The sequence below is a fragment of the Paraburkholderia sp. BR14312 genome (genome assembly GCF_040948675.1).
Lineage (GTDB): Bacteria > Pseudomonadota > Gammaproteobacteria > Burkholderiales > Burkholderiaceae > Paraburkholderia > Paraburkholderia nodosa_A.
In genome coordinates, this window is record NZ_JBFPKI010000013.1 from 115,723 (window position 1) to 137,446 (window position 21,724).

At 66.6% G+C, this 21,724-nt stretch carries 25 protein-coding genes; 15 read left to right on the top strand and 10 right to left on the bottom strand.

Annotated elements, in window-relative coordinates:
• Positions 1-93: 93 nt before the first annotated feature.
• A complete protein-coding gene (locus tag AB3X98_RS31765; protein WP_342946725.1) occupies positions 94-762 on the bottom strand; it encodes a TetR/AcrR family transcriptional regulator in 669 nt (222 codons plus the stop codon).
• Positions 763-841: 79 nt separating this feature from the next.
• On the opposite strand from AB3X98_RS31765, the gene AB3X98_RS31770 reads away from it, so the two are divergent.
• Both AB3X98_RS31770 and AB3X98_RS31775 read left to right on the top strand, forming a co-directional pair.
• The gene (locus AB3X98_RS31770) at positions 842-1,465 is read left to right on the top strand and encodes a glutathione binding-like protein (protein WP_368605748.1); all 624 of its coding nucleotides are present in this window, start codon (positions 842-844) and stop codon (positions 1,463-1,465) included.
• Positions 1,466-1,556: 91 nt separating this feature from the next.
• The gene (locus AB3X98_RS31775) at positions 1,557-1,769 is read left to right on the top strand and encodes a hypothetical protein (RefSeq protein WP_069261722.1); all 213 of its coding nucleotides are present in this window, start codon (positions 1,557-1,559) and stop codon (positions 1,767-1,769) included.
• Positions 1,770-1,785: 16 nt separating this feature from the next.
• Here the strand turns inward: AB3X98_RS31775 and AB3X98_RS31780 are convergent, their stop codons facing one another.
• The gene (locus AB3X98_RS31780; protein ID WP_368605749.1) at positions 1,786-2,511 is read right to left on the bottom strand and encodes a GntR family transcriptional regulator; all 726 of its coding nucleotides are present in this window, start codon (positions 2,509-2,511) and stop codon (positions 1,786-1,788) included.
• A 216-nt stretch (positions 2,512-2,727) separates the two neighbouring features.
• Here AB3X98_RS31780 and AB3X98_RS31785 point away from each other — a divergent pair, with 216 nt between their 5' ends.
• The 10 genes from AB3X98_RS31785 to AB3X98_RS31830 all read left to right on the top strand — a co-directional run bounded on the left by AB3X98_RS31785 (position 2,728) and on the right by AB3X98_RS31830 (position 12,198).
• Complete coding sequence (locus AB3X98_RS31785; protein WP_368605750.1) at positions 2,728-3,999, top strand: cyanate transporter; 1,272 nt, start codon at positions 2,728-2,730, stop codon at positions 3,997-3,999.
• Positions 4,000-4,234: 235 nt separating this feature from the next.
• A complete protein-coding gene (locus tag AB3X98_RS31790) occupies positions 4,235-4,567 on the top strand; it encodes a hypothetical protein (RefSeq protein WP_141710545.1) in 333 nt (110 codons plus the stop codon).
• Between the two features lie 410 nt (positions 4,568-4,977).
• Positions 4,978-5,664 (top strand): NAD(P)H-dependent oxidoreductase, encoded by a 687-nt coding sequence (locus AB3X98_RS31795; RefSeq protein ID WP_342946729.1) that lies wholly within the window; start codon positions 4,978-4,980, stop codon positions 5,662-5,664.
• Between the two features lie 357 nt (positions 5,665-6,021).
• A complete protein-coding gene (locus AB3X98_RS31800; protein ID WP_069261717.1) occupies positions 6,022-6,237 on the top strand; it encodes a transcriptional regulator in 216 nt (71 codons plus the stop codon).
• Between the two features lie 63 nt (positions 6,238-6,300).
• On the top strand, positions 6,301-7,251 hold the full coding sequence (locus AB3X98_RS31805; RefSeq protein WP_342946730.1) for a ferritin-like domain-containing protein: 951 nt from the start codon (positions 6,301-6,303) through the stop codon (positions 7,249-7,251).
• 33 nt (positions 7,252-7,284) lie between these two features.
• A complete protein-coding gene (gene iaaH / locus AB3X98_RS31810) occupies positions 7,285-8,739 on the top strand; it encodes an indoleacetamide hydrolase (RefSeq protein WP_368610369.1) in 1,455 nt (484 codons plus the stop codon).
• A 140-nt stretch (positions 8,740-8,879) separates the two neighbouring features.
• The gene (locus AB3X98_RS31815; RefSeq protein ID WP_342946732.1) at positions 8,880-9,131 is read left to right on the top strand and encodes a FeoA family protein; all 252 of its coding nucleotides are present in this window, start codon (positions 8,880-8,882) and stop codon (positions 9,129-9,131) included.
• The gene (locus tag AB3X98_RS31820; RefSeq protein WP_368605487.1) at positions 9,128-10,975 is read left to right on the top strand and encodes a ferrous iron transporter B; all 1,848 of its coding nucleotides are present in this window, start codon (positions 9,128-9,130) and stop codon (positions 10,973-10,975) included. Before AB3X98_RS31815 ends, AB3X98_RS31820 begins: the two co-directional genes overlap by 4 nt.
• The gene (locus AB3X98_RS31825; protein WP_368605486.1) at positions 10,972-11,274 is read left to right on the top strand and encodes a DUF6587 family protein; all 303 of its coding nucleotides are present in this window, start codon (positions 10,972-10,974) and stop codon (positions 11,272-11,274) included. The genes AB3X98_RS31820 and AB3X98_RS31825 overlap by 4 nt, the downstream gene beginning before the upstream one ends.
• Before the next feature lie 129 nt (positions 11,275-11,403).
• Positions 11,404-12,198: a CDP-diacylglycerol diphosphatase gene (locus tag AB3X98_RS31830; RefSeq protein ID WP_368605493.1), complete on the top strand. Its 795-nt coding sequence runs from the start codon at positions 11,404-11,406 to the stop codon at positions 12,196-12,198.
• Positions 12,199-12,221: 23 nt separating this feature from the next.
• On the opposite strand, the gene AB3X98_RS31835 is transcribed toward AB3X98_RS31830, so the two are convergent.
• Positions 12,222-12,728, bottom strand: a complete 507-nt coding sequence (locus tag AB3X98_RS31835; protein ID WP_342946736.1) for a MarR family transcriptional regulator — start codon at positions 12,726-12,728, stop codon at positions 12,222-12,224.
• Positions 12,729-12,794: 66 nt separating this feature from the next.
• On the opposite strand from AB3X98_RS31835, the gene AB3X98_RS31840 reads away from it, so the two are divergent.
• Positions 12,795-13,271 carry a carboxymuconolactone decarboxylase family protein gene (locus AB3X98_RS31840; protein ID WP_368605485.1) on the top strand — a complete coding sequence of 159 codons (477 nt, stop codon included), beginning with the start codon at positions 12,795-12,797 and terminating at the stop codon, positions 13,269-13,271.
• Between the two features lie 220 nt (positions 13,272-13,491).
• Here the strand turns inward: AB3X98_RS31840 and AB3X98_RS31845 are convergent, their stop codons facing one another.
• Both AB3X98_RS31845 and AB3X98_RS31850 read right to left on the bottom strand, forming a co-directional pair.
• Positions 13,492-13,719 (bottom strand): hypothetical protein, encoded by a 228-nt coding sequence (locus AB3X98_RS31845; RefSeq protein ID WP_368605484.1) that lies wholly within the window; start codon positions 13,717-13,719, stop codon positions 13,492-13,494.
• Between the two features lie 51 nt (positions 13,720-13,770).
• On the bottom strand, positions 13,771-13,917 hold the full coding sequence (locus tag AB3X98_RS31850; protein ID WP_342946738.1) for a hypothetical protein: 147 nt from the start codon (positions 13,915-13,917) through the stop codon (positions 13,771-13,773).
• Positions 13,918-13,936: 19 nt separating this feature from the next.
• On the opposite strand from AB3X98_RS31850, the gene AB3X98_RS31855 reads away from it, so the two are divergent.
• A complete protein-coding gene (locus tag AB3X98_RS31855) occupies positions 13,937-14,275 on the top strand; it encodes a hypothetical protein (RefSeq protein WP_368605483.1) in 339 nt (112 codons plus the stop codon).
• A 90-nt stretch (positions 14,276-14,365) separates the two neighbouring features.
• Here AB3X98_RS31855 and AB3X98_RS31860 read toward each other — a convergent pair whose 3' ends face one another.
• The 3 genes from AB3X98_RS31860 to galU form a co-directional block, all read right to left on the bottom strand.
• Positions 14,366-15,694: an ATP-binding protein gene (locus tag AB3X98_RS31860; RefSeq protein WP_368605482.1), complete on the bottom strand. Its 1,329-nt coding sequence runs from the start codon at positions 15,692-15,694 to the stop codon at positions 14,366-14,368.
• Positions 15,691-16,428 (bottom strand): response regulator, encoded by a 738-nt coding sequence (locus AB3X98_RS31865; RefSeq protein WP_028202613.1) that lies wholly within the window; start codon positions 16,426-16,428, stop codon positions 15,691-15,693. The genes AB3X98_RS31860 and AB3X98_RS31865 overlap by 4 nt, the downstream gene beginning before the upstream one ends.
• A gap of 178 nt (positions 16,429-16,606) precedes the next feature.
• The gene (galU, locus tag AB3X98_RS31870; RefSeq protein ID WP_368605481.1) at positions 16,607-17,551 is read right to left on the bottom strand and encodes a UTP--glucose-1-phosphate uridylyltransferase GalU; all 945 of its coding nucleotides are present in this window, start codon (positions 17,549-17,551) and stop codon (positions 16,607-16,609) included.
• A 315-nt stretch (positions 17,552-17,866) separates the two neighbouring features.
• Here galU and AB3X98_RS31875 point away from each other — a divergent pair, with 315 nt between their 5' ends.
• Positions 17,867-18,712: a helix-turn-helix domain-containing protein gene (locus tag AB3X98_RS31875; protein ID WP_368605492.1), complete on the top strand. Its 846-nt coding sequence runs from the start codon at positions 17,867-17,869 to the stop codon at positions 18,710-18,712.
• 164 nt (positions 18,713-18,876) lie between these two features.
• On the opposite strand, the gene AB3X98_RS31880 is transcribed toward AB3X98_RS31875, so the two are convergent.
• Complete coding sequence (locus AB3X98_RS31880) at positions 18,877-20,886, bottom strand: acetyl-CoA carboxylase biotin carboxylase subunit (RefSeq protein ID WP_368605480.1); 2,010 nt, start codon at positions 20,884-20,886, stop codon at positions 18,877-18,879.
• Positions 20,887-20,919: 33 nt separating this feature from the next.
• Positions 20,920-21,708, bottom strand: a complete 789-nt coding sequence (locus tag AB3X98_RS31885; RefSeq protein ID WP_368605479.1) for an enoyl-CoA hydratase/isomerase family protein — start codon at positions 21,706-21,708, stop codon at positions 20,920-20,922.
• Positions 21,709-21,724: the final 16 nt, after the last annotated feature.

The window sequence follows — 21,724 nt, forward strand, 5'->3', positions numbered from 1 at the left end:
TGCGCAAGCCGTCCCTGCGCGACTGCGCCAGTGTAGCAAGGGAAAGCGGCGTGCGGACCCGTCTGGAGGACGCCGGCAACGTTCAGCGTGACATCACTTCGCGCGCCGCCGCGCCGCACGCGCATCGGCCGCCGTCGGCGCTTCGCCGCAGATCAGCGCGACGCCCGCCACCGCCATGGCGCGCAGCGAGGCCCGCGAATCGCCGGCCCGCGCGCGCAGCGCCATGCTATGCAAGAACGCCGAGGCGAGGCGCGCGAGCATCGGCGCGCTGGCGTCGGGCGGCAGTTCGCCTTGCGCGAGCGCCGCCCGCAGGCGCCGCTCGAAGGCCTTGTCGAATGTGCGCAATCCAGCGGCAAGACGCTCGCGCACCGCCTCGTCGTTGACGGCTTCCACCGCCGCCGTGCCGATCAGCAGGCAGCCGCGCGCCGCGTCGTGCGCAGGCAAATACCAGCCGAGCGCGCCGTCGAATACGCGCATCAGCGCCTCGCGCAGCGGCACTGCGCTGTCAAGCGCGGACTCCATCGCCGTGCGCCCCGCTTCCACGTAACGCTCCATAGTCTGCAGATAGAGCGCGTGCTTGTCGCCGAATGCGCCATAGAGGCTCGGCCGGTTCATGCCGGTCGCCTCGCTCAAGTCGTCGAGCGAAGTGCCTGCGTAGCCGTTGCGCCAGAACGTATCGCGCGCGCGGGCGAGCGCCTCGTGCGGATCGTAGGCGCGCGGCCGCCCGCGCGGGCGGCTATCCTTTTTTGTACTGGATTGCATAGAAATATTGGATCGGCGATTTTTGTTCACTATAGTACAAAAATTCAAAAAAGCCCGAAGCCCGCAAAGGAGGAAGACGATGGAACTGTATTTCGCCCCGCTGGCGTGCTCGCTCGCCACGCGCATCGCGCTCTACGAGGCAGGCGCGCAGGCCCGCTACATCCAGGTCGATACGCTCACGAAGCAGCTCGCCGAAGGCGGTGACTTCTTCGCCGTCAACGCACTCGGTCAGGTGCCGGTGCTGCGCGAGGACGACGGCTGGACGCTCACCGAAAACTCGGCGGTGCTGCCGTGGGTGGCCGACCGTTTTCCCGAAGCGCGGCTCGCACCGCCAGCGGGCACACGCGAGCGCGCGCGCCTGCAACAATGGCTAGGCTTCATCGGCACCGAACTGCACAAGGCCGTGTTCGTGCCGCTGCTCGGCAAGGGCGTGGACGAGGCCGTCAAAGCATATGCGCGCGGCAAGATCCCGCGCCGTTTCGACTTGCTCGCGCATCATCTCGACTCGCGCACCTTCCTGCTCGACGAATTCAGCGTGGCGGACGCCTATCTCGTGACCGTGCTGAACTGGGCGCCGTACGTGGGCATCGATGTATCGCAATGGGAGGCCGTCGCGACCTACGCGCAGCGCGTGCGCGAGCGGCCCGCCGTTGCGAGAGCCTTCGCCGAAGAGTACGAGATATTCAAGCGCACGCGGCACTGAGGCGCGCTTTGCCGGGCATTTTTTCTCGCCTGGCAAGCGTTTTTTTGTCGTGCGATAACGTTGCGGTCGCCACATTCGCCGGAGCCGCACCATGGCCACGCTCGAAGCCTTGCGCATCGTCCTCGACGACCCGCATACGCCCGAAATCATCCGCAACCACGTTATCGACTCGTTGCAGTACGCGCTGCGCAATCATGGCCAGGTATTCGCCGCGAAAGAGATTGAATGGCTCGCCACGTGGGACGATGCGCGCATTCCGCTCGCGGCTTCGAAGGAGTTGCGCCGACGCGTAGACCAGGGCTGACGTTAGCCCCTTGCTTTCAGCCGTTCGTGAGATCCGCGAACACCGTCTTGAGATCGCGTCCGGCGCGCGCACGTGCCTGCTGCACCACCCGCTCCTCCAACTCGCCCAGATGCGCACGCATCGTGGCGAGCGCGGCCGCGAGGTCCCCCGCCTCGAGCGCCTCGATGATCTGCGCGTGCTCGTCGGGTGCGCACATCGACGCCTTCGACGGATCGAACAAGGCCTTGTAAAGCTCCGTCTTCGCGACCAGTTGCGCCAGTGCCTCCACGAGCGCGGTGCCGCCCGCCTGCTCGGACAGCAGCAGATGGAACTGCCCCGCAAGGCGTACCGCTTCGTCCACGCGCGCCTCGCGCAACGCCTTCTTCTCGCTGCGCACGTGAGCCGCGAGCTTGCGCCGCATCGCGGCGTCGAGCGTGCCGCACAGACTCACCATCACGCCCGCTTCGGCCACCTGGCGCGCGCGGTACACCGCGCGGATGTCGTCCTCCGAGGGCGACGGCACGAACGCGCCGCGATTGGGTTCGAGCACGAGCTTGCCCTCGTAGCCGAGGCGCGCCAGCACTTTGCGCAACGCGCCGCGCGTGCAGCCGAACGCCGCCGCGAGTTCGCGCTCCACCAGTTGCTGGCCCGGCGCGAGCTTGCCTTCGAGCAACGCGGAAGAAATCGACGCATAGACACGCGCTTCGACATCGGACGGTTCGTCGGTATCGCGGGGCGGAACGTGGCGGGAGGATTGAGCCATGGGCAGGCGCGCTAGCTGGGTCGGGTCGATGGGTCAGGTCGCATTGTAGCGAGCGGCATGGCGAGGCGATACAGACCCGCGCCCATGCTCGATCGCCCATGCCGGGCATAGCGGGTCGAGCCAGATTGTTGACAATTATCGCGTATAATGGTCAACCGTTCCACTGCAAAAAGGTTGACCGCATTGAACCCTCAAACCCGCTCCAATGATTCCCGGATGCCGTCCGGCGAGGCGGCCAGCGTGCTTGCGTGGTGTGCCGCGATCGTCGCGATCGGCCTGAATCTGCGGCCGCTGCTCACCTCGATCAGCCCGCTCATGACGACCATTCGCAACGACACCGGCCTGAGCTTCTACGGCGCTTCGCTGCTCACGAGCCTGCCTGTCGTCGCGATGGGCCTCGGCGCGTTCGGCGCCGGCCTGCTCGCGCGCCGCCTCGGCGAGACGCGCGGCGTCGCGCTCGGGCTCGTGGCGATTGCGGCGGCATGCGCGGCCCGCGCGTTCGCCGCCAGCGGCGGCGCGCTCATGCTCACGGCGGCCGCGGCCGGCGCGGGCGTCGCGGCCATCCAGGCGCTGCTGCCCGCAGTCATGAAGCAACGCTTCGCCGCGCGGGTGCCGCTCGCAATGGGACTGTTCTCGGCGTCGATCATGGGCGGCGGCGGGCTGGGCGCGAGCCTGAGCCCGCTCGTCGCACGCCTCAGCGGTTCGTGGCATGTGGGACTTGCCGTCTGGGCATTGCCGGCGCTGGCCGCGCTCGCGATCTGGGGCGTGTTGAACGGCGGGTCTGGAGCAGGTCGGCACGCGCAGCACGCCGCCACCGCACCCTCGCAGGCGCATGCCGACACGGCAACGGCGCCAGTCTGGCGCAAGCGCCGGGCGTGGACGCTCGGGCTGCATTTCGGGCTCGTCAACGGGGGTTATACGAGTCTCGTCGCGTGGCTGCCCGCCTACTATCAGCAGCACGGCGCGAGCGTCGAAGCGAGCGGCTCGCTGCTCGCGGCGATGACGGTGTTCCAGGCCGCCAGCGCGCTGCTCCTGCCGCTCGCCGCGGCGGCGTTCACGGACAGGCGTCCGTGGCTCGTTCTGGGCCTGTGCGGCCAGCTCGTCGGTGTGATCGGCCTCGCCGCGTGGCCCGAGGCCGCGCCGCTGCTGTGGGTCGCGGCGGCGGGCGCGGGGCTCGGCGGCACGTTCTCGGTCACGCTCGTCACGGCGCTCGACCATTGCGCGGATCACCGCCTTGCCGCGCGCCTCGTCGCCTTCGTCCAGGGTCTGGGCTTCGTGATCGCCGCGCTCGCCCCCATCGTGGCCGGCCGCGTGCGCGACCTCACGGGCGGCTTTACGGGCGCGTGGATCATGCTCGCCGTATCGATCAGCGCGATGATCGTGCTCACGCTCGCGTTCTCGCCGCGCAGCTACGGGCGCTGGCTCGGCGTCCACGGGCCGGCCGCGGAGCGAGCGATCGCACAAAACCGGGCGGCGCTCGACGCCTGAACCGCCCGCAAACGCCAGACTGAGCGCCGGCGCAAGCCCCGTAAGGCCGCGGCGCGCCCATGCAACACATCGCCCGCAGCACGTCGTGAAACGTTTGCATAAGCGCCTGTATGAATGTACAGTGCGTGGCAGCCGGCCGTTCGTGCCGCCCGGTCGCCGTACCGGGTTACGCCGCCCCATCGCGCCCCGGCGCATGGCGCGGCCCCGGCCTGTACATCGAAACGGAGAACACGACGTGCGATTCTTCATCACGGGGACCTTGCTGGGCGTCCTCGCGTCCACCGCGATCGCCGGGGAACACTACATCGAGATCTGGAATCCGCCGGAAGCGCGCACGCCCTCGGCGCATGCGAGCAATGCCGGCAAGAAGGCGCATCACGGCACGAAGCACAAGCTGGCCTCCACCGACAAACTCACCACTCGCAAGGTCGCCGAACCGGCCGTGCGCGCTCCCGCGCCCACGCTGCCGGCCACGCCGGGCACCCCCGCGCGCACCGCGCCGGGCAACGGGACCCTGCCGGAAATTCCGCCGCAAATCGGCCCCGACGGCAACGTCCTCACGGTTTGAGCTAGCGCGTAGCCGCAGTCAGCGGCGCAAAACACGACCTACAGTGCGGCACGCAGCTGCCGCGATCGTGGCCTCGAAGACCTCGAAGCGCCGCCCGTTCCCGTCTCCAGAAAAAAACAGCCCCGTCACCGGAGAAGTGCGGGGCCGAATCCCATGTCAAGGAGATGTCATGGAGGAGACGGCTCCATCTTAGCCATGGCCCGCTGCGCGTCCAACCAATGGTTTCGCATATGCATTTCGGGCGCATGGCGCCGCGCAACGTAGCGCCGCCGGCATATGGATAGAACAAAAAGTCGTTTCGCGCCGCTCGGCGCGATCTCTAAGATGACCCTTTCCAGGCCTGCAGGCTTCGTGGCGGCGTCACCCGATCACCCACGAGCCAGGTCTCATCGCATTTCAGGGAGCCCCCCTTGAGCATTTCCGATTCGCAACGCCGCCCGCTCGTGGTGGGCATCGGCGGCACGACGCGCGCCGCCTCGTCGACCGAGCGCGCGCTCGCTTTCGCGCTGCGCGGCGCCGAAGACGCCGGCGCGCGCACGCAGTTGTTCGGCGGCACGTTCCTGCACACGCTGCCGCACTACGCGCCCGAAGACCCCGTGCGAACCGACGCCCAGCTCGAGCTGATCGAAGCCGTGCGCGCCGCCGACGCCGTCATCATCGCGACGCCCGGCTATCACGGCGGCGTATCCGGGCTCGTGAAGAACGCGCTCGACACGCTCGAAGAACTGCGTGCCGACAACCGCCCATACCTGGACGGCCGCGCAGTGGGCTGCATCGTCACGGCCTATGGCTGGCAGGCCGCGGGCTCGGTGCTGACCTCGCTGCGCTCGATCGTGCACGCGCTGCGCGGCTGGCCGACACCGTTCGGCGCGGGCATCAACACGCTGGAGACACGCTTCGAGAGCGCGCTGCAGTGCTCCGACGCCAAGGTCGCCGAACAGCTCGCAACGGTCGGCCGCCAGGCGGCGCAGTTCGCGCTCGCGTTCGGCGGCCAGGAACATCGCGCGGCGCCGCCGGCGAGCGCGTTGAACAGCGTCGGCGGCGCGCAGGCCGCCAACGCGCCGCGCACCGAAAAACGTCTGAGCCTCGCGGTCTGACACGCTGCCCGACCTCTGCCGCCTGGCCGCCCGCCCGCGCGTCGAACGTGCGGGGCGGGAAACGTTCCCTAACCCACATTGCCGGCGTCGCGCGGCGCAGATCACGTGCGCCATCCCACAGACGCTGCATTTCGTCCGGTCCACATTGAAGCCGGATTCACCCCTCGCCTCATCCGGATCATCCTGCTGACCGCTCCAGGCCACACGTGATTTGCTTGCGACGAATGATTGGTTCCATCGACATACGGCGGCTCATACGCTGGTCCGTGTCGGTACCGTGAGTGGACAGCAAAACACCCGCGCCACTGAAAACGAGAACCCGAGCAAATCAGCAGAAGATCAGCAGGAAGCGCGGCCATGAACACTTCATTACGCTACAAAGGCTACGTCGTCGCCCCCAGCGCGCGGCAGCTCCCGAACGGCCTTTTCGCCGCCAATCTCACCATTGGCACGCAGCCGGGCGCGCAGCATTCGTTCGACGAACTCGATTACTTCTTCGACGAAAGGCACGCGCTCGCCTACGCCTGCCGCTGGGCGCGCATGTGGATCGAGCAGCAGCGCCGCTGCGCGTGAGGGCGCATGCTTCCTTACGGTTGTGACAGAATAGGAGTCATACCCCCTTCCCGTTAGATGCTCATGTCCGAAACCCTGACGCATCCGGACGAAGGCGCAGCCTTCATCTCCGAGCAGGACGCCGCGCTGCGGCGCTGGACTCACGGCACGCCAGGGCCCATCAAGATCGGATCGGACGAACATCGCAAGATGTTCTGCCGGATGCTGCTCGACACCCACGACCCCTACCGCCCCGCCGTGCTCGACTGGCCGAAGCTCGAGCCCGATGCGCTCGGCCGCCTCACATCGCTGCCGATCTGGGACATGGCGGTGCAGACCGAAGGCCGCGCCTCGATCCGCGTGCTGACTTACGCGCAAACCCTCAGCGACCCGCTACTGCGCGAAGCAATCGAAATGGACGCGGCCGAGGAAGCGCGCCACAAGGTCGTACTCTCGAATCTCGTGCAGGCCTACGGCATCGAACTTGCGCCTGAACCCGAATACCTGCCGCCCAAAAAGGCGGAATGGGCGTGGATGTTCACCGGCTATAGCGAGTGCATCGACAGCTTCTTCGCGTTCGGCCTGTTTCGCTCGGCGCAGCGCTCGGGCTTTTTCCCGCCAGACCTCGTCGAAACCTTCGAACCGGTGATCCAGGAAGAGGCGCGCCACATCCTCTTCTTCGTCAACTGGGTGGCGTGGTATCGCAGGACCATGCCCTCGTGGCGCAGGCCGTGGCACACCGTGCGCGTCGCCGCCATCTGGTTCATGCTGGTATGGGAGCGGCTCGCGATCGCACGAGGCATCGACGCCAGCGGCAATACGCGCGACTCGAATTTTCTGCCCGCGAACCGCGAGGTACTGGGCGACGCGCTCGAACCGCGCGAGATGATCGAACTCTGCCTCGAAGAAAACGACGCGCGCATGAGCGGCTACGACGCGCGCCTCTTGCGGCCGACGCTCGTGCCCACGCTCGCACGCTTCGCGCTGCGCCTCTTGAAGAAGTCGCGCCGCAACGTAAAACGCACGCGTTGTTAGCATGGCTGTATAGCCGCACGAGGAGAACGCTGCATGACCTGGACTGTCGACCAGCAACTGGAACTGAGCGCAACGCAAGCCGTCGAGGCCATCCAGGCCGGACAACTGAAGGCCGCCGACTACGTCGCCACGCTGCTGGCGCGCGCGCAGGCGCTCTCCAACCTCAACGCCCTAACCGTGCTCGACGTGGAAGGCGCGCTCGCCACCGCGCAGCGCATCGACTCGCTCGGCGCCAGCGAGCGCGCGCGTCTGCCGCTCGCCGGGCTGCCCGTAGTCGTCAAGGACAACATCAATACGCGCGGCCTGCAGACCTCGGCGGGCACGCCCGCGCTCGAAGGCTTCGTGCCCGCGCGTCACGCGCCTTCGGTGCAGCGCCTCGTCGATGCCGGCGCGATCCTGCTCGGGAAGGCCAACATGCACGAGCTGGCGTTCGGCATCACCAGCACGAATCTCGCGCCGCATGCGGGGCCCGTACGCAACCCCTGGGGCCCCGAGCGAATTCCCGGCGGCTCCTCCGGCGGCACGGCGGCCGCCATTGCGGCACGCATCGTGCCCGCCGGACTCGGCACCGACACCGGCGGCTCCACGCGCATACCGGCCGCGCTATGCGGCATTGTCGGCCTGCGCCCGAGCGTGGGCGACGGCGGCACGCAACGCCGCTATCACGACCCGCAGGCCGTCGTGCCGATCAGCCATACGCGCGATACGGTCGGGCCGATGGGGCGCACGGTTGCCGATGTCGCGCTGCTCGACGCCGTGATTACCGGGCACGGGCCGCTCTCGCCGGCCGCCGTGACGAATCTGCGCATTGGCCTGCCCGCGCCGCTGTGGGAAGGCCTCGAAGCCGCGCTCGAAGACGTGGCGCGCGCCGCGCTCGCGAAGCTCGAAGCCGCAGGCGTCACGTTCGTACCGGTCGAAATGAGCGAGCTGCTCGCGCTGAACGACCGCGTGAGCTATGCGATCGCGCTGCACGAGCCCATCGACGATCTCACAGCATGGCTCGTTGCGAACCACGCACCGGCACAAACCGTGGCCGAAGTCGCCGCGCGCATTGCGAGTCCCGATGTGCGCGCGGCCTACGACGCCGTGCTCGCCGACGCGCGCGGCGGCGACTATCACAGCGCAATGACGGTGTGGCGGCCGCGTCTGCAGCAGCTCTATGCGCAGACTTTCGCGGCCAGCGGCCTCGACGCGCTGCTCTTTCCTACGACGCGGCTCGCCGCCGTGCCGATCGACGAGCTGAATGGATCGTCTCGCGTGTCGATCGACGGCGCGGCGCCGATCGACGAGATGGAGGCGTATCTGCGCAACACCGATCCCGCGAGCAATGCCGGCATTCCAGGTCTCGCGCTGCCCGTGGGTCTTGTCGACGCGCGCTTGCCCGTCGGGCTCGAACTCGACGGACCGGTCGGCGGCGACCGCAGGCTGCTCGCGATCGGTCTCGCATTCGAAGCGATTCTCGGGACGCTGCCTGCGCCGGAAATTTGAGCGCACACGGCACCGCTACCCCGCCTCGGCCGCGGGTTCCCCGCCCGCATCGACGGAGCCGAGGCGCATTTACCGCCACAATGCCGGCGCTGCGCTACAATGAGAACGGTTCTCATTCGTTATAAGCAAGCCCCCCACCTATGCGTCTGACCGACCTGTCCAAAGGAGCGACCGCCCTCGTGGAGCGTGTCGAGGATATCCGTGCCCCCGACCCGATCGCGCAGCGTCTGCGCGACCTCGGCTTTGTTCCCGGCGAGCCCGTGCGCGTGGTTGCGCGCGCACCCTGGGGCGCGGACCCGCTGCTCGTGCAGATCGGCTCGACCCGCTTTGCATTGCGCCGCGCGGAAGCGCAGCGCGTGAGCGTGACGACGGACGGGGAGGCCGCGCAATGAGCCTGGCTCCGGTTACGCCGCTGCGCGTGGCGCTCGTCGGCAATCCCAACTGCGGCAAGACCGCGCTCTTCAATCTGCTGACCGGCGCGCGCCAGAAGGTCGCCAATTACGCGGGCGTGACGGTCGAGCGCAAGGAAGGGCGCTTCGCCACGCCCTCGGGCCGCAAGGTGCAACTACTCGATCTGCCGGGCGCTTACAGCCTCGACTCGACAAGCCCCGACGAGCGCGTGACGCACGACGTGCTGCTCGGCCGCTACCCGGGCGAGGCCGCGCCGGATCTCATCGTCTGCGTGGCCGATGCGACGAATCTGCGCCTGCATCTGCGCTTCGTGCTTGAAGTACAGCGCATGGGGCGCCCGATGGTGCTCGCGCTGAACATGATGGACGCCGCAAAGCGCCGCGGCGTCGAGGTAAATGTGGGCGAGCTTGCGCGCCAGCTCGGCATGCCCGTGGTCGAAACCGTGGCCGTGCGGCGCGGCGGCGCGCAAGCGCTCATCGAGCTGATCGACCACACGACGCCTGAAAAACCGCAGGCGCAAGCAGCAGCGGCGGCCGACGACCTGCACGGCACGGTGCGCGCCATCCTCGCGAGCGCCGTGACGATGCCGCGCGCCACCGACGCGCGCGACGACGCCATCGACCGCTTCGCACTGCACCCCGTGCTCGGCCCGCTGATCCTCGCGTTCGTGATGTTCCTCGTGTTCCAGGCCGTGTATTCGCTCGGCAAGCCGCTCACCGATGCCATCGGCGACGGCTTCACCTGGCTCGGCGCGGCCGCCGGTACGGCACTGCCCGACGGCCCGCTGCGCAGCCTCGTGACGGACGCGCTGTTCGGCGGCGTCGGCACCGTGCTCGGCTTTTTGCCCGAGATTCTGGTGCTGTTCTTCTTCATCCTCGTACTGGAGGAGTCGGGCTATCTGCCGCGCGCGGCCTTCCTGCTCGATCGCATGATGGTAGCCGTGGGGCTCACCGGGCGCTCGTTCATCCCGCTACTGTCGAGCTTCGCGTGCGCGATTCCCGGCGTGATGGGCACGCGCAGCATCTCCGACCCGCGCGACCGGCTCGCCACGATCCTCGTCGCGCCGCTCATGACGTGCTCGGCGCGCTTGCCAGTGTATGCGCTGCTGATCGGCGCCTTCATTCCGCACCGCATGATCTTCGGCGTATTCAACATGCAGGGCCTGGTGCTCTTCGCGCTTTACGCCGCCGGCATTGCCGGCGCGATGGCGGTGGGCTGGGTCATGAAGAAACTCCGCCGCGACCACCGTGAACACGCGCTGCTGATGGAGTTGCCCTCGTACCGGCTGCCGCGCCCACGCGACGTCGCCATCGGCCTGTGGGAGCGCGGCGCGATCTTCCTCAAGCGCCTGACGGGCATCATCCTCGCGCTCACGGTGCTGATGTGGTTCATCTCCACGTTCCCCTCGCCGCCCGCCGGCGCAACACTGCCCGCCATCGATTACTCCATCGCCGGCTATCTTGGCCGCGCGCTGCAATGGCCGTTCGCGCCGCTCGGCTTCAACTGGCAAATGAGCCTTTCGCTGATCCCCGCTTTCGCCGCACGCGAAACGGCGGTGGCCGCGCTCGCCACCGTGTACTCCGTGGCGGGCGGCGACGCGGACACCGCCGCGCTCGGCCACACGCTCGCGCAGAACTTCTCGCTCGCCAGCGCCCTCTCGCTGATGGTGTGGTTCGCATTCGCGCCGCAATGCATGTCCACGCTCGCCGTGATTCGCCGCGAAACGCGCTCGTGGCGCGCCGTCGTAGTCTCGTTCGGCTACATGTTCGTCGTGGCCTATGCGGCCTCGTTCGTCACGTATCAGGTCGCGAGGCACTTCGTATGAGCGCCGGACTCGTCGCGCAATATGCGGTGATCGCGCTGCTCGTGACCGCGAGCTTCGTCTATACGCTGCGCAAGCTTGCACCGAAAACGACCACGCGCGTGCAGGCCGCGGTGACCGCAAAACTGTTGCGCTCGCAACGTAATGCATTCGCGCAGCGCCTTGGGCGCTTCGTGCAGCCCAAAGGCGCAACCGGCGATTGCGGCGACGGCTGCGGCACCTGCGGCACGTGCGGACCGACGCCTGCGGCAACGGACGCCTCGAACGCGCAACCGGTCACGTTTCATCCGCGCCGCAAATAAGGCTCGGCAACCGCGCACAAGCGACTGTCACGGGCATTGCGCTACACTGCGCGCAGCCGTTGCGCCGCAACGCGTGCAGACTTCGCAGCGCGGCGCGTTTGATCGACTCAACCCAGACACTTCGTGCCGATGCGATCCCTGCGCCTTGCCCCTTTCATGCGGATGTCCCGGCTTGCCGTCGCCACGGCGGCGGTCGTTGCGCTCGCCGCCACCGGCGCGTGCGTGCGCCTCTCCGCGGTCGACTCCAACGGTCTCTGGCAAGTCGTCGGCGGCCAGTGCGTGCCGAATATGCGCGACAAGGGCAAGCCCGGCCCCTGCACCACCGTCGACTTCCAGAAGCGCTATGCCGTGCTCAAGGACATCGCAGGGCGTGCGCAGTATCTCGTGATTCCCACCGACCGCGTGGCCGGCATCGAGAGCCCCGAGATTCTCTACGGCGGCGCGCCTGAGTACTGGGTCGGCGCATGGGGCGCGGGACGTTTCGTGGAAGCGAAGCTCGGCATGCCGCTCGCCGGCAACCAGCTCGGCCTCGAGATCAACTCCTCGGAGCGCCGCACGCAGAATCAACTGCATATCCACGTCGATTGCATGCGCCCCGACATCACCAAAGCGCTCGCGCCGTATGCCGACATCGCGCCGGGCACGTGGCGTTGGACCACGCTCGACGGATCGCGCTACCGCGTCACGCGTGTGACGAGCCTCTCGGACAACAGCAATCCTTTTCGCGTGGTCGAGCGCGATCTCGGCCCGCAACAGACCATGGCCGTGCAGACGATACTCGTGACGGGCGCCGGCCCCGATGCAAAGCACGACGGCTGGCTCGTCGTGAACAGCGGGCTCGATGTCGATGGCGGGACCGGCACGGCGGAAGGCCTGCTCGACCATTCGTGCAGCCTCGCGCAAGCGAAGAGTGCTTCGCAGTAACGCGCGGTGGAGCGCGGCTGCATTCAGCCCACGTCATCCTCGCGCGCGACGCTCACCAGCCAGCGGCGTATCACCTGCTCTTCTTCGGCCGTGAAGCCCGCGGCCATGCGCGCCTCCAGCTTCTTCACGCGCGTGCGGCACTCCCTGAGCAGCGCTTCGCCCTCATCGGTCACGTCGATCTGCTGAATGCGCCCATGCACAGCGTGCGGGCGACGCACGATCGCGCCACCGCGCTCCAGATTCGCGACGATCACGCTCACCGTTTGCGGCGTGAGCGCCGCGAGCCTTGCGAGATCGGCGCCCGAAACGCCGGGGTAGGCGGCCAGCATGGTCAACACGACGAATTGCGGCGGCGTAATGCCGAGATCGTCGAGTGCGCGTTCCATGCGCAAACGGTGCGCCGCGCCCGCCTGGCGCAGCAGGTAGCCGAAATAGCCCGCCTCGCCGCGCTTGCCCTCGCCGACCGCCGGAATAGCGCTCGTGGGTTCGCCCCTTTCCGAAACCGGGTCTTTCTTCACTGTCTTGCGCATGATGTCAGAGTTCGAATATGATGTTCGTGCTCTGATATTAACGCCCAGACTTCGCGAGGTCCAGTCATGTCCAGCACGTCTACCCGCATTGCTTACGAAACCTTCGCGCGCGACGCCGCCCCGGTGGCCGCCGCGCTCTCCGCCATGAGCAAGGCGGTCGATGCCTCGGGGCTCGAAAAGCCGCTGACCGAGCTGCTGAAAATCCGCGCCTCGCAAATCAACGGCTGTGCGTTCTGCATTCAGTACCACCTCAACATTGCGCGCGAGAAAGCCGTGCCGCGCGTCAAGCTCGATCTCGTGGCCGCATGGCACGAGGCGCCGGAATACTTCAGTGAGCGTGAACGCGCCGCGCTGGCTTACACGGAAGCGCTGACCGCGAAGCTCCATGACGGTGTAAGCGACGTGCTCTACGAGGACGTGGCGCGCCAGTTTCCCGGCGAGCAGATGGCATTCTTGACCGCCGCCGTGGCGAATATCAATGCGTGGAACCGCATTGCGGTAGCGCTGCGCTTCGCGCCGCCGGTGCGCGACGCAGCAGCCTGAGGAAAGGAAAAGTAAGGATGGCACCAATTCCTTACCTGAACTCTTTCCTCGAATTACAAAGCCGCCCCCCGCGGCGAAAGACGACATACGATTGCGCCGACTGAGTGGCCTGACCAGCCGTCTCGGTCGGGCATCCACCATTTCGCACATTCACCGGGGGGTTAAACATGTCGATAAGCGCGTTATCCAGCTCAAACTCACTGTACTCGACCTGGGCTGCTTACCAGGCAGAAGGGCAATCCACGAGCACCAGCCAGATGTCGGGCATGCCCATGGCTTCGGACGCCTCGTCGGACTCGAACAACGTCAATCCGCTTGCCGCCGCCATCGCCTCGGCGCTCTCGTCGCTCGGCTTCACCACGGACAGCACGGCCAGCGCGTCCGCGAGCACCACCGGTTCTGATTCTTCGTCCAGCTCCGCCGGTTCGACGTCGAGCACGTCGTCCACATCGCCCGATGCGCTTGCCGCCGCGCTCCAGCAATTCCTCGGCGCGCTGTTTCAGGTCGCCGCGCAACAGAGCGGCGTCACCACGACGGCCACGGGCGATAGCAGCGACAGCAGCAGCGCGGTTTCGTCGGCAAGCGCAACGTCTGCGACTACGGCTTCCAGCTCCAGCACGTCGTCCACATCGAGCGATTCGAGCACGACGACCACTGCCGCAGCGATGATGCCCCCGCCGCCGCCTCCGCCGCCCTCGTCGGCAGGCGGTTACGGCAGCGATCTCGCTTCGGCGATCTCGAACCTCGCGCAGTCGCTCTCGTCGGCTTCGAGCAGCACGTCCTCCGATTCGAGCACGGCAAGCAGTTCGTCGAGCAGCAGCAGTTCGGACAGCGAATTGACGTCCGACTTCCAGAACCTTTTGACGGCAATGGGCGCCTCATCGAGCAGTTCGTCGAGCGGCACGACGTCCGAGCTTCAGCAATTCCTCACGACGCTCGCGAGCAACCTGCAGCAGCAGGGCTCGGGCGCCGCGAGCGGCCTGTTCGTCAGCACGACGGCCTGACCACGACGTCCACGAGCGCCCGCTCTTTCAAGCGTCGGCACGTTTGCGCGCCGGTCCGCGAGGGCTCGGCGCGTTTTTTGGTGTGGCGTATCAGCCGTGAGCGACAGGAAAGCTGAGCTGCACGAGCAGACCGCCATCGGAATGGTTTTTGACGTCGCATTGGCCGCCGCTATCGCGCACGAGCCGCGCGACGATGGCCAGCCCGAGGCCGCAGTGGCCTTCGCCGCCGCGCGCCGCATTCAGGCGTACGAACGGCCTCATCGCGGCGGGAATGCGCTCGGGCTCGATGCCGGCGCCGTGATCGCGTACGCGTATCAGGAACGATCCGTCTTCGATCGCCGTCGAGATTTCGATTGGCGGCGCGCCATACTCGAGTGCGTTATCGACGAGATTCGTGACGAGCCGGTCCAGCGAGACCTGGGGCAGCTTGAACCGCGAACCGGCACGCAGATCGAGCACGAACAGCGGCCCGTTGCCGCCCTCGATTTCGTCAGGATTGCCAAACTGGCTTTGCAGAAAGCCGTCGACACTCAATAGCCTGCCCGCGTCGGGCGACTGCTGCGCGAACTCCAGAAACTGCTGGACGATGTGGGTGAGCGAATCGACGTCGCGCAGCATGCCGTTGCGCTCCGCCTCCTCTGCCATCAGGGTCGCGCGCAGCTTGAGCCGCGTGAGCGGCGTCTTCAGATCGTGTGCGATGCCGCTCAGCATCACCACGCGATCGTCTTCGGCCTCGTTCACGCAGCGCATCATGTCGTTGAACGACGCGCTCACGTCGCGCAGTTCGCGCGGCCCCTTGCCTTCGAGCGGCGCAATGCGCTCGCCCGTGCCGAACCGGCGCGCCGCCTGGGCGAGGCTCGCGAGCGGCTTCTGGATCTGCCAGGCAGCGAGGAACGACAGCGTGAGCGCCGCCAGCAGCATCGAAATCCCTTCGATGACAAAGCGCGGCGGCGGCGGAATATCGACCGGCACAACGACCCAGGACGTGCTGCCCGGAAAGCGCACCCACAGCTGCGGCGGGCGCCCGTCATCCACGGCGAACTGCGTGCCGGGCGGCAATTGTTCGCGCAGATGGCGCGTCAAGTCGACCAGCGGCCTGCGCGTCGGTTCGTGCAAGTGAACGTCCTTGGGCACGTTCCACACCGGCACGCGGTGCACGCGCAACACGTCGCTCAGATCGCGGTCCTTCGGCGGCTCGAGCGAACTGCCGAGATGCACCGGGGGCGGCACCGCGCCGCCCCCGACGTGCTCTTCGCTCGCCACGCGTAGCGCGAGCAGGACGCCACGCGCAAAGCCATCGACTTCATGGCGCGGCGGCTGGCGGGCAAGCAGCAAAAACCACCCCAGCTGCATGGAAAGCAAAACCGCGGCCGAGAGCAATGCCATGCGCCCGAACAGCGTATTCAACGGACTTCTCACTGAATTGCTGCGCCGTGCGCCTCCGAATAATTCGCCGGATCCGGCACGAATACATAGCCCTTGCCGCGCACTGTCTGGATATGACGCGGATTCGACGGATCGGCCTCGATCACGCGGCGCAGGCGCCAGATCGGTACGTCGAGGCTGCGTTCGTGGAATTCGCGCTCGTCGCGATGCACGATATCGTGGATCAGCGTGCGCGAAAGCACTTTGTAGGGATGTGTGGCGAATACCTTCAGCAACGCGAATTCGCTCTCCCTCAGCGGGATTTGCGTGTCGCCGCAGGAGAGCGTGCGCATCGTGAAGTCGAGCTCGAAGTCGCCGAACCGGTAGCGCCGGCGTGCCTCAGGCGCGCTCGCGGTGGACGGGCCGCGCCGCCGCAGGATGTTCTGGATCCGCACGAGCAGTTCGTGCGGATCGAAGGGCTTCGGCAAATAGTCGTCCGCCCCCAGCGAGAGCCCGCGAATGCGATCGCTCACGGCGCCGCGCGCAGTGACGAAAATGACGGGAATGTCGTCGCCGGCCGCGCGCAAGGCGGCAATGGCTTCGAGGCCGTCGGTCTCCGGCATCATGATGTCCAGCACCACAATGGACGGACGTTCGCGCTCGAGGCGGCGCTGGAGGTGGACGCCGTCGTGCAGCACGGCGGTATCGAAGTTATGCGAGCGCAAGAAGCGGCTCAGCAGATCGCGCACGACGGGATCGTCGTCGACAATGAGGACGCTGGGGTTCATGCCGCGATTTTAAAGCAGTGCGACGGGCGGAACCTTGCACGGTTTCTTACCAATCCTTTCCTTGCATCGCCTTGAAAAGGGTGGCATCGTTAGATCCCGCCCGGTCAAAGCGATGTCATGCTATCGAGGCTGCCCGTTCACGGGTAACGTTCAACTCTCCTACGCAAACGGCATGGCTTCAATGTGCGAGCCCGGGCGCGACCGGCGCCGGTTGGCTCAGCATCGAACCCGCTGCCCACGCGTCCAGTTGCGCCGCGCCCATGCGCTCGCGCAGCCACGCATCGAAGGTTTCCTGCAATTCCGCATGCCGCAGGGCGAAGTCCACCGTCGCCTGCACATAGCCGAGCTTGGTGCCGCAGTCGTAGCGCTTGCCAACGAACTCATAGGCCAGCACCTGCTCCTCTTCACGCATCGAGTGAATGGCGGGCGTGAGCTCGATTTCGCCGTTGGCATCGGGTTTCAGCGCGCGCAAATGGTGGAAGATGCTCGGCATGAGCACGTAACGTCCGGCCACGCCGAAGCTCGACGGCGCCAGTTCGGGCGTCGGCTTTTCAATGATGCGGCTCACGCTGATCACGCGCTCGTCCCAATGCCGGCCGTCGATCACGCCATGACTCGTCGACTCCCACGACTCGAATTCTTCCACCGCAAGAACCGAGGAATCGTAATGGCTGAAGATATGGACCATTTGCGCGAGAACCGGAGGCTTGCCGTCGAGCAGATCGTCGGCGAGCACGACCGCAAACGGTTCGTCGCCAATCAGCTTTTCCGCGCAAAGCACGGCGTGCCCGAGACCGAGCGGTTCGGCTTGCCGGACATAGACGCACTCCACATTGGCCGGCTTGATGCTCTGCACGAGTTCGACGAGATTCTGCCGGCCGCGCGCCCTAAGCACGTGTTCGACCTCGTAGGACCTGTCGAAGTGATCTTCGATGACGCGCTTTCCGCGGCCCGTCACAAAGATAAGCTCGGTAATGCCTGCACCGATGGCCTCTTCAACGGCATATTGAATGAGCGGTTTGTCGATGACCGGCAGCATTTCCTTCGGGCTCGCCTTCGTTGCCGGCAGAAAGCTCGTATCGATTCCGGCCACCGGGAACACAGCTTTACGAACACCAAGCATGATGACCTCACCTGTCTGGTAGAGGGGCGGTACGGCCATGGTGAAGGGAGCGGGATTTGCCTTCCGACCCCGGATCCCACCATCTAGCGAATCCGCTCCGCGACGCGTTCCCAGGGTTCGGCCTGAAAGGTCGGCCGAAGAGATAACCTAATCATCGCACTGTTTTTGCGCGAAGTGCGCGCGAGTGAAGGCGGCCGAACGCGGCGCGTGCACTGCCTGCGCAACTCGGCGATTACATCGCATGTAATTGGTGAGTCGCGCATGAGCGCCTATCCTCCACTGATGATCGAGTCCGCATCCAACCTCGGAGAACCGATGAACCCCACGCGCCCCGACGTGAACGCACCGCAAAGCGAACTCGGCACCCTGCTGCGCTATTGGCGGGATGCGCGCGGCATGAGCCAACTCGATTTGTCGCTGGACGCGGGGATTTCCCAGCGGCAAATCAGTTTCATTGAAAGCGGACGCAGCGTACCGGGCCGCGACACGCTGCTGACCCTTGCGCAGACGCTCGACGTGCCTCTGCGCGAACGCAACGCCTTGTTGCTCGCCGCCGGCTACGCGCCCGTCTATTCGGATGCGCCGTGGAATGCGCAGGAAATGCAGCATGTCGTGCGGGCGCTCGAGCGGGTCATTCGACAGCACGATCCGTTTCCGGCCATCGTCATGGACCGGCACTGGAACGTGCTGATGTCCAACGACGCCGCGCCGCGCTTCTTCGGCCACTTCTTCGATATGGCCGCGCACCCAGCCCCACGCAACTTGCTGCGTTTGATGTTCGATCCTCAGGGCATGCGCCCATTCCTCGCGGATTGGGAGAACGTTTCGCGAAGCCTTCTGCAACGCGTGTATCGCGAAGCGGTCGGCCGCGTGATCGACGACGAAACACGCACGCTGCTGGACGAATTGCTCGCGTTCCCCGGCGTGCCGGGCGACTGGAAAGCGCATCATGGATCGGGCGGCACGCCCACCATGCCGGTCATTCCGCTCAGTTTCATCGACGACGGCAGTGTGCTGCGCTATTTCTCGATGGTGACGAGCGTGGGCACGCCGCAAAACATCGCCGCCCAGGAATTGCGCCTCGAATGCATGTTCCCCGCCGACGACGCCACCGAAGCGCGACATCGAGAGCTGCTCGCCGCGCATGTGAAGGAACACTGAGCGGTTCTCGTCCGCGAAGCGCGAAAAAAAGGGCGCTCCGCTTTAGCAGAGCGCCCCAGGGCAAAACTCTCACATCGTTCTGCGGCTACAGGGGAGGCCGGAAGGAACTGCCCGGCCCTGCAAGTCAAACCGCTTCAAGCGGGTTAAGGCGGGTTAAAGCGGCATCAAGCAGCCTCGAGCACGAGCAATTGCGCGCCGTCGGCCACCTGGTCGCCTACGCCATACAAGACTTCGGTGACCTTACCAGCCGCAGGGGCGCCGATGGTGTGTTCCATCTTCATCGCCTCCATGACGATGAGCGGTGTGCCCTTCTCGACGACGGCGCCCGGTTCCACCAGCACGGCGATCACCTTGCCCGGCATGGGTGCGGTCAGACGGCCCTCGCCGTGCTCCGCGTCGGCCGCATGCGCGAGCAGGTTCTGCCACTCGAACGCCATCGCCGTGCCGAGACAGAACACATGAAACACATCGCCGTCGATAAATACGCGACCCGTCACGCGCTTGTCGCCGATGGTCGCGCCGTATTCGTCCACGCCCTCGCCGCGCCACCACGTGTAGCGCGCCGCGTGCCCCGCATAGGCGAGGGTTTCCTCGCCACCGTCATGCGTATGGGCCACCATGAACGCGGTATCGCTTTCGACGTCGCGCCAGGAGAGCGATTGCGCAAAACCGCTATTCAGGCGCCAGTGCGAAAGCGCGTGCCACGGTGACGCACCGTGCTCCGCGCCGCCCTCCCGGCCCAGCAGCGCCGCACACGCGAGCGCGAGCGCTTCGCGAACCGGCTTCTGCTGCGGCGAGAACAACGCGTCATGGTTACGCTCGATCAGGCCTGTGTCGAGATCGGCGCTTGCGAATGGCTCACAGGTCACGAGCCGCTGCAGAAACTCGACGTTCGTATGCGGCCCCACCACCTCGCACGCTTCGAGCGCACGCTTCATACGCGCAAGCGCGTCCTCACGCGTGGCGCCGTGTACGATCAGCTTCGCGATCATCGGATCGTAGAACGGCGTGATGGTGTCGCCTTCGCGCACGCCGCTGTCGATGCGCACGCTCGCGCGCTGGCCCGCGTCGCCGAGCCGGAACTCGACGCCCTCCGGTGTGCGCAGATGCTTGAGCGTGCCCGTGGATGGCAGGAAGCCGCGCGCCGGATTTTCCGCGTAAATGCGCGCTTCGAGTGCGTGGCCCGTGATCGAAAGCTCCGACTGCCCGAGCGGCAGCGGCTCGCCCGCCGCCACGCGCAACTGCCATTCGACGAGATCGAGGCCCGTGATCATCTCCGTTACGGGGTGCTCGACCTGCAGGCGCGTATTCATCTCCATGAAGTAGAAGTCGGCGCCCGTCATGATGAATTCGACGGTGCCCGCGCCTTCGTAATGCACCGCGCGCGCCGCGGCCACGGCCGCCTCGCCCATCGCGCGGCGCACGCCGTCTTCGAGGCCCGGCGCGGGCGCTTCTTCGAGCACTTTCTGGTGACGGCGCTGCACCGAACAGTCGCGATCGAACAGGTAGACCGCGCCGCCGTGCTTGTCGGCGAACACCTGGACTTCGACGTGACGCGGCCGCGTGAGGTACTTCTCGATCAGCACGCGGTCGTTGCCGAAGCTGCTGGCCGCCTCGCGCTTGCACGAGGCGAGCGCCGCCGCGAAGTCTTCGCTGCGCTCGACCACACGCATGCCCTTGCCGCCGCCGCCCGCGCTCGCCTTGAGCAGCACGGGGTAGCCCATTGCATCGGCTTCGCGCTGGAGGAGCGCGGGGTCCTGGTCGTCGCCGTGGTAGCCCGGCACGAGCGGCACGGCCGCCGCATGCATCAGCGCCTTCGCGGCCGCTTTCGAGCCCATGGCGGCGATCGCCTCGACCGGCGGCCCGATAAAGACGATGCCGGCCGCTTCGCACGCGCGGGCAAAGTCTTCGTTCTCCGAAAGAAAACCGTAGCCGGGGTGAATCGCTTGCGCACCCGTGGCGCGCGCGGCGTCGATGATGCGCTCATAGCGCAAATAGCTTTGTGCCGCGGCCGCTTCGCCGATATGCACGGCTTCGTCGCAGGCCGCGACGTGCTTGGCGTTCGCGTCGGCGTCCGAGTACACGGCCACGCTCTTCACGCCGAGCCGCCTGCAAGTTGCCGCGACCCGGCATGCAATTTCGCCGCGGTTGGCGATCAGGATTTTGTTGAACATGTGCTGTCCTCGCTTCGTTTCCTGCTTCTTGCCTTATTGATCGCGCCAGCGCGGCGTCCGCTTTTCAAGGAATGACGACACGCCGTCGCGCCCTTCTTCGCTCGCGCGAATACGCGCGATGCGAACGGCGGTGTCTTCGATCAAGGCGTCGTCGATGGTCTGGCCGGCGATGTCCTGCACGAGCTGCTTGCATTCGCGCACCGCATTCGGGCTGTTCGCGCAGAGCGTTTCGGTCATGCGCTGCACGGTGGCGTCGAGGTCTTCGTCGCTCACCGCTTCGCTCACGAGGCCGAGCCGCTGCGCGGTGGCGCAGTCGAACGCCTCAGCCGTGACGAAGTAGCGGCGCGAAGCTTGCTCGCCCAGCGCGCGGATCACGTAAGGCGCGATCGTGGCGGGCATGAGACCGAGGCGCGCTTCGGAAAGGCAGAAGTGCGCACTTTCCACGGCCACCACGATGTCCGCCGCACACACGAGACCCATGCCGCCCGCGTAGGCGTCGCCGTGCACGCGTGCGACGACCGGCTTCGGGCAGCGATAGACCGCCGAAAGCATTTGCGCGAGACGCATGGCGTCCGCGCGATTCTCCGCGTCGGAGTAGCCGGCCATCTTGCGCATCCAGTTCAGGTCCGCGCCTGCGCAAAAGGCCTTGCCGTTGCCGGCGAGCACGATCGCACGCACGTCGTCGCGCGCGCCGAGCGCGGTGAACGCGGCCGTGACGTCTGCAATCATCGCTTCGTTGAACGCGTTGCGGACTTCAGGGCGATTGAGCGTAACAGTGGCCACGTGTCCGACGACTTCTACGGTGAGCGTTTCGTATTGCATTGTCTGGTCCTCAATG

Coding starts and splice junctions, on each gene's coding strand:
- AB3X98_RS31835 (WP_342946736.1), bottom strand. CDS start 12,728: ATGCGCAAGACAGTGAAGAAAGACCCGGTTTCGGAAAGGGGCGAACCC.
- AB3X98_RS31820 (WP_368605487.1), top strand. CDS start 9,128: ATGAGCCTGGCTCCGGTTACGCCGCTGCGCGTGGCGCTCGTCGGCAAT.
- AB3X98_RS31805 (WP_342946730.1), top strand. CDS start 6,301: ATGTCCGAAACCCTGACGCATCCGGACGAAGGCGCAGCCTTCATCTCC.
- AB3X98_RS31780 (WP_368605749.1), bottom strand. CDS start 2,511: ATGGCTCAATCCTCCCGCCACGTTCCGCCCCGCGATACCGACGAACCG.
- AB3X98_RS31885 (WP_368605479.1), bottom strand. CDS start 21,708: ATGCAATACGAAACGCTCACCGTAGAAGTCGTCGGACACGTGGCCACT.
- iaaH (WP_368610369.1), top strand. CDS start 7,285: ATGACCTGGACTGTCGACCAGCAACTGGAACTGAGCGCAACGCAAGCC.
- AB3X98_RS31840 (WP_368605485.1), top strand. CDS start 12,795: ATGTCCAGCACGTCTACCCGCATTGCTTACGAAACCTTCGCGCGCGAC.
- AB3X98_RS31815 (WP_342946732.1), top strand. CDS start 8,880: ATGCGTCTGACCGACCTGTCCAAAGGAGCGACCGCCCTCGTGGAGCGT.
- galU (WP_368605481.1), bottom strand. CDS start 17,551: ATGCTTGGTGTTCGTAAAGCTGTGTTCCCGGTGGCCGGAATCGATACG.
- AB3X98_RS31855 (WP_368605483.1), top strand. CDS start 13,937: ATGATGCCCCCGCCGCCGCCTCCGCCGCCCTCGTCGGCAGGCGGTTAC.
- AB3X98_RS31875 (WP_368605492.1), top strand. CDS start 17,867: ATGAACCCCACGCGCCCCGACGTGAACGCACCGCAAAGCGAACTCGGC.
- AB3X98_RS31865 (WP_028202613.1), bottom strand. CDS start 16,428: ATGAACCCCAGCGTCCTCATTGTCGACGACGATCCCGTCGTGCGCGAT.
- AB3X98_RS31785 (WP_368605750.1), top strand. CDS start 2,728: ATGCCGTCCGGCGAGGCGGCCAGCGTGCTTGCGTGGTGTGCCGCGATC.
- AB3X98_RS31770 (WP_368605748.1), top strand. CDS start 842: ATGGAACTGTATTTCGCCCCGCTGGCGTGCTCGCTCGCCACGCGCATC.
- AB3X98_RS31800 (WP_069261717.1), top strand. CDS start 6,022: ATGAACACTTCATTACGCTACAAAGGCTACGTCGTCGCCCCCAGCGCG.
- AB3X98_RS31775 (WP_069261722.1), top strand. CDS start 1,557: ATGGCCACGCTCGAAGCCTTGCGCATCGTCCTCGACGACCCGCATACG.
- AB3X98_RS31830 (WP_368605493.1), top strand. CDS start 11,404: ATGCGATCCCTGCGCCTTGCCCCTTTCATGCGGATGTCCCGGCTTGCC.
- AB3X98_RS31765 (WP_342946725.1), bottom strand. CDS start 762: ATGCAATCCAGTACAAAAAAGGATAGCCGCCCGCGCGGGCGGCCGCGC.
- AB3X98_RS31825 (WP_368605486.1), top strand. CDS start 10,972: ATGAGCGCCGGACTCGTCGCGCAATATGCGGTGATCGCGCTGCTCGTG.
- AB3X98_RS31880 (WP_368605480.1), bottom strand. CDS start 20,886: ATGTTCAACAAAATCCTGATCGCCAACCGCGGCGAAATTGCATGCCGG.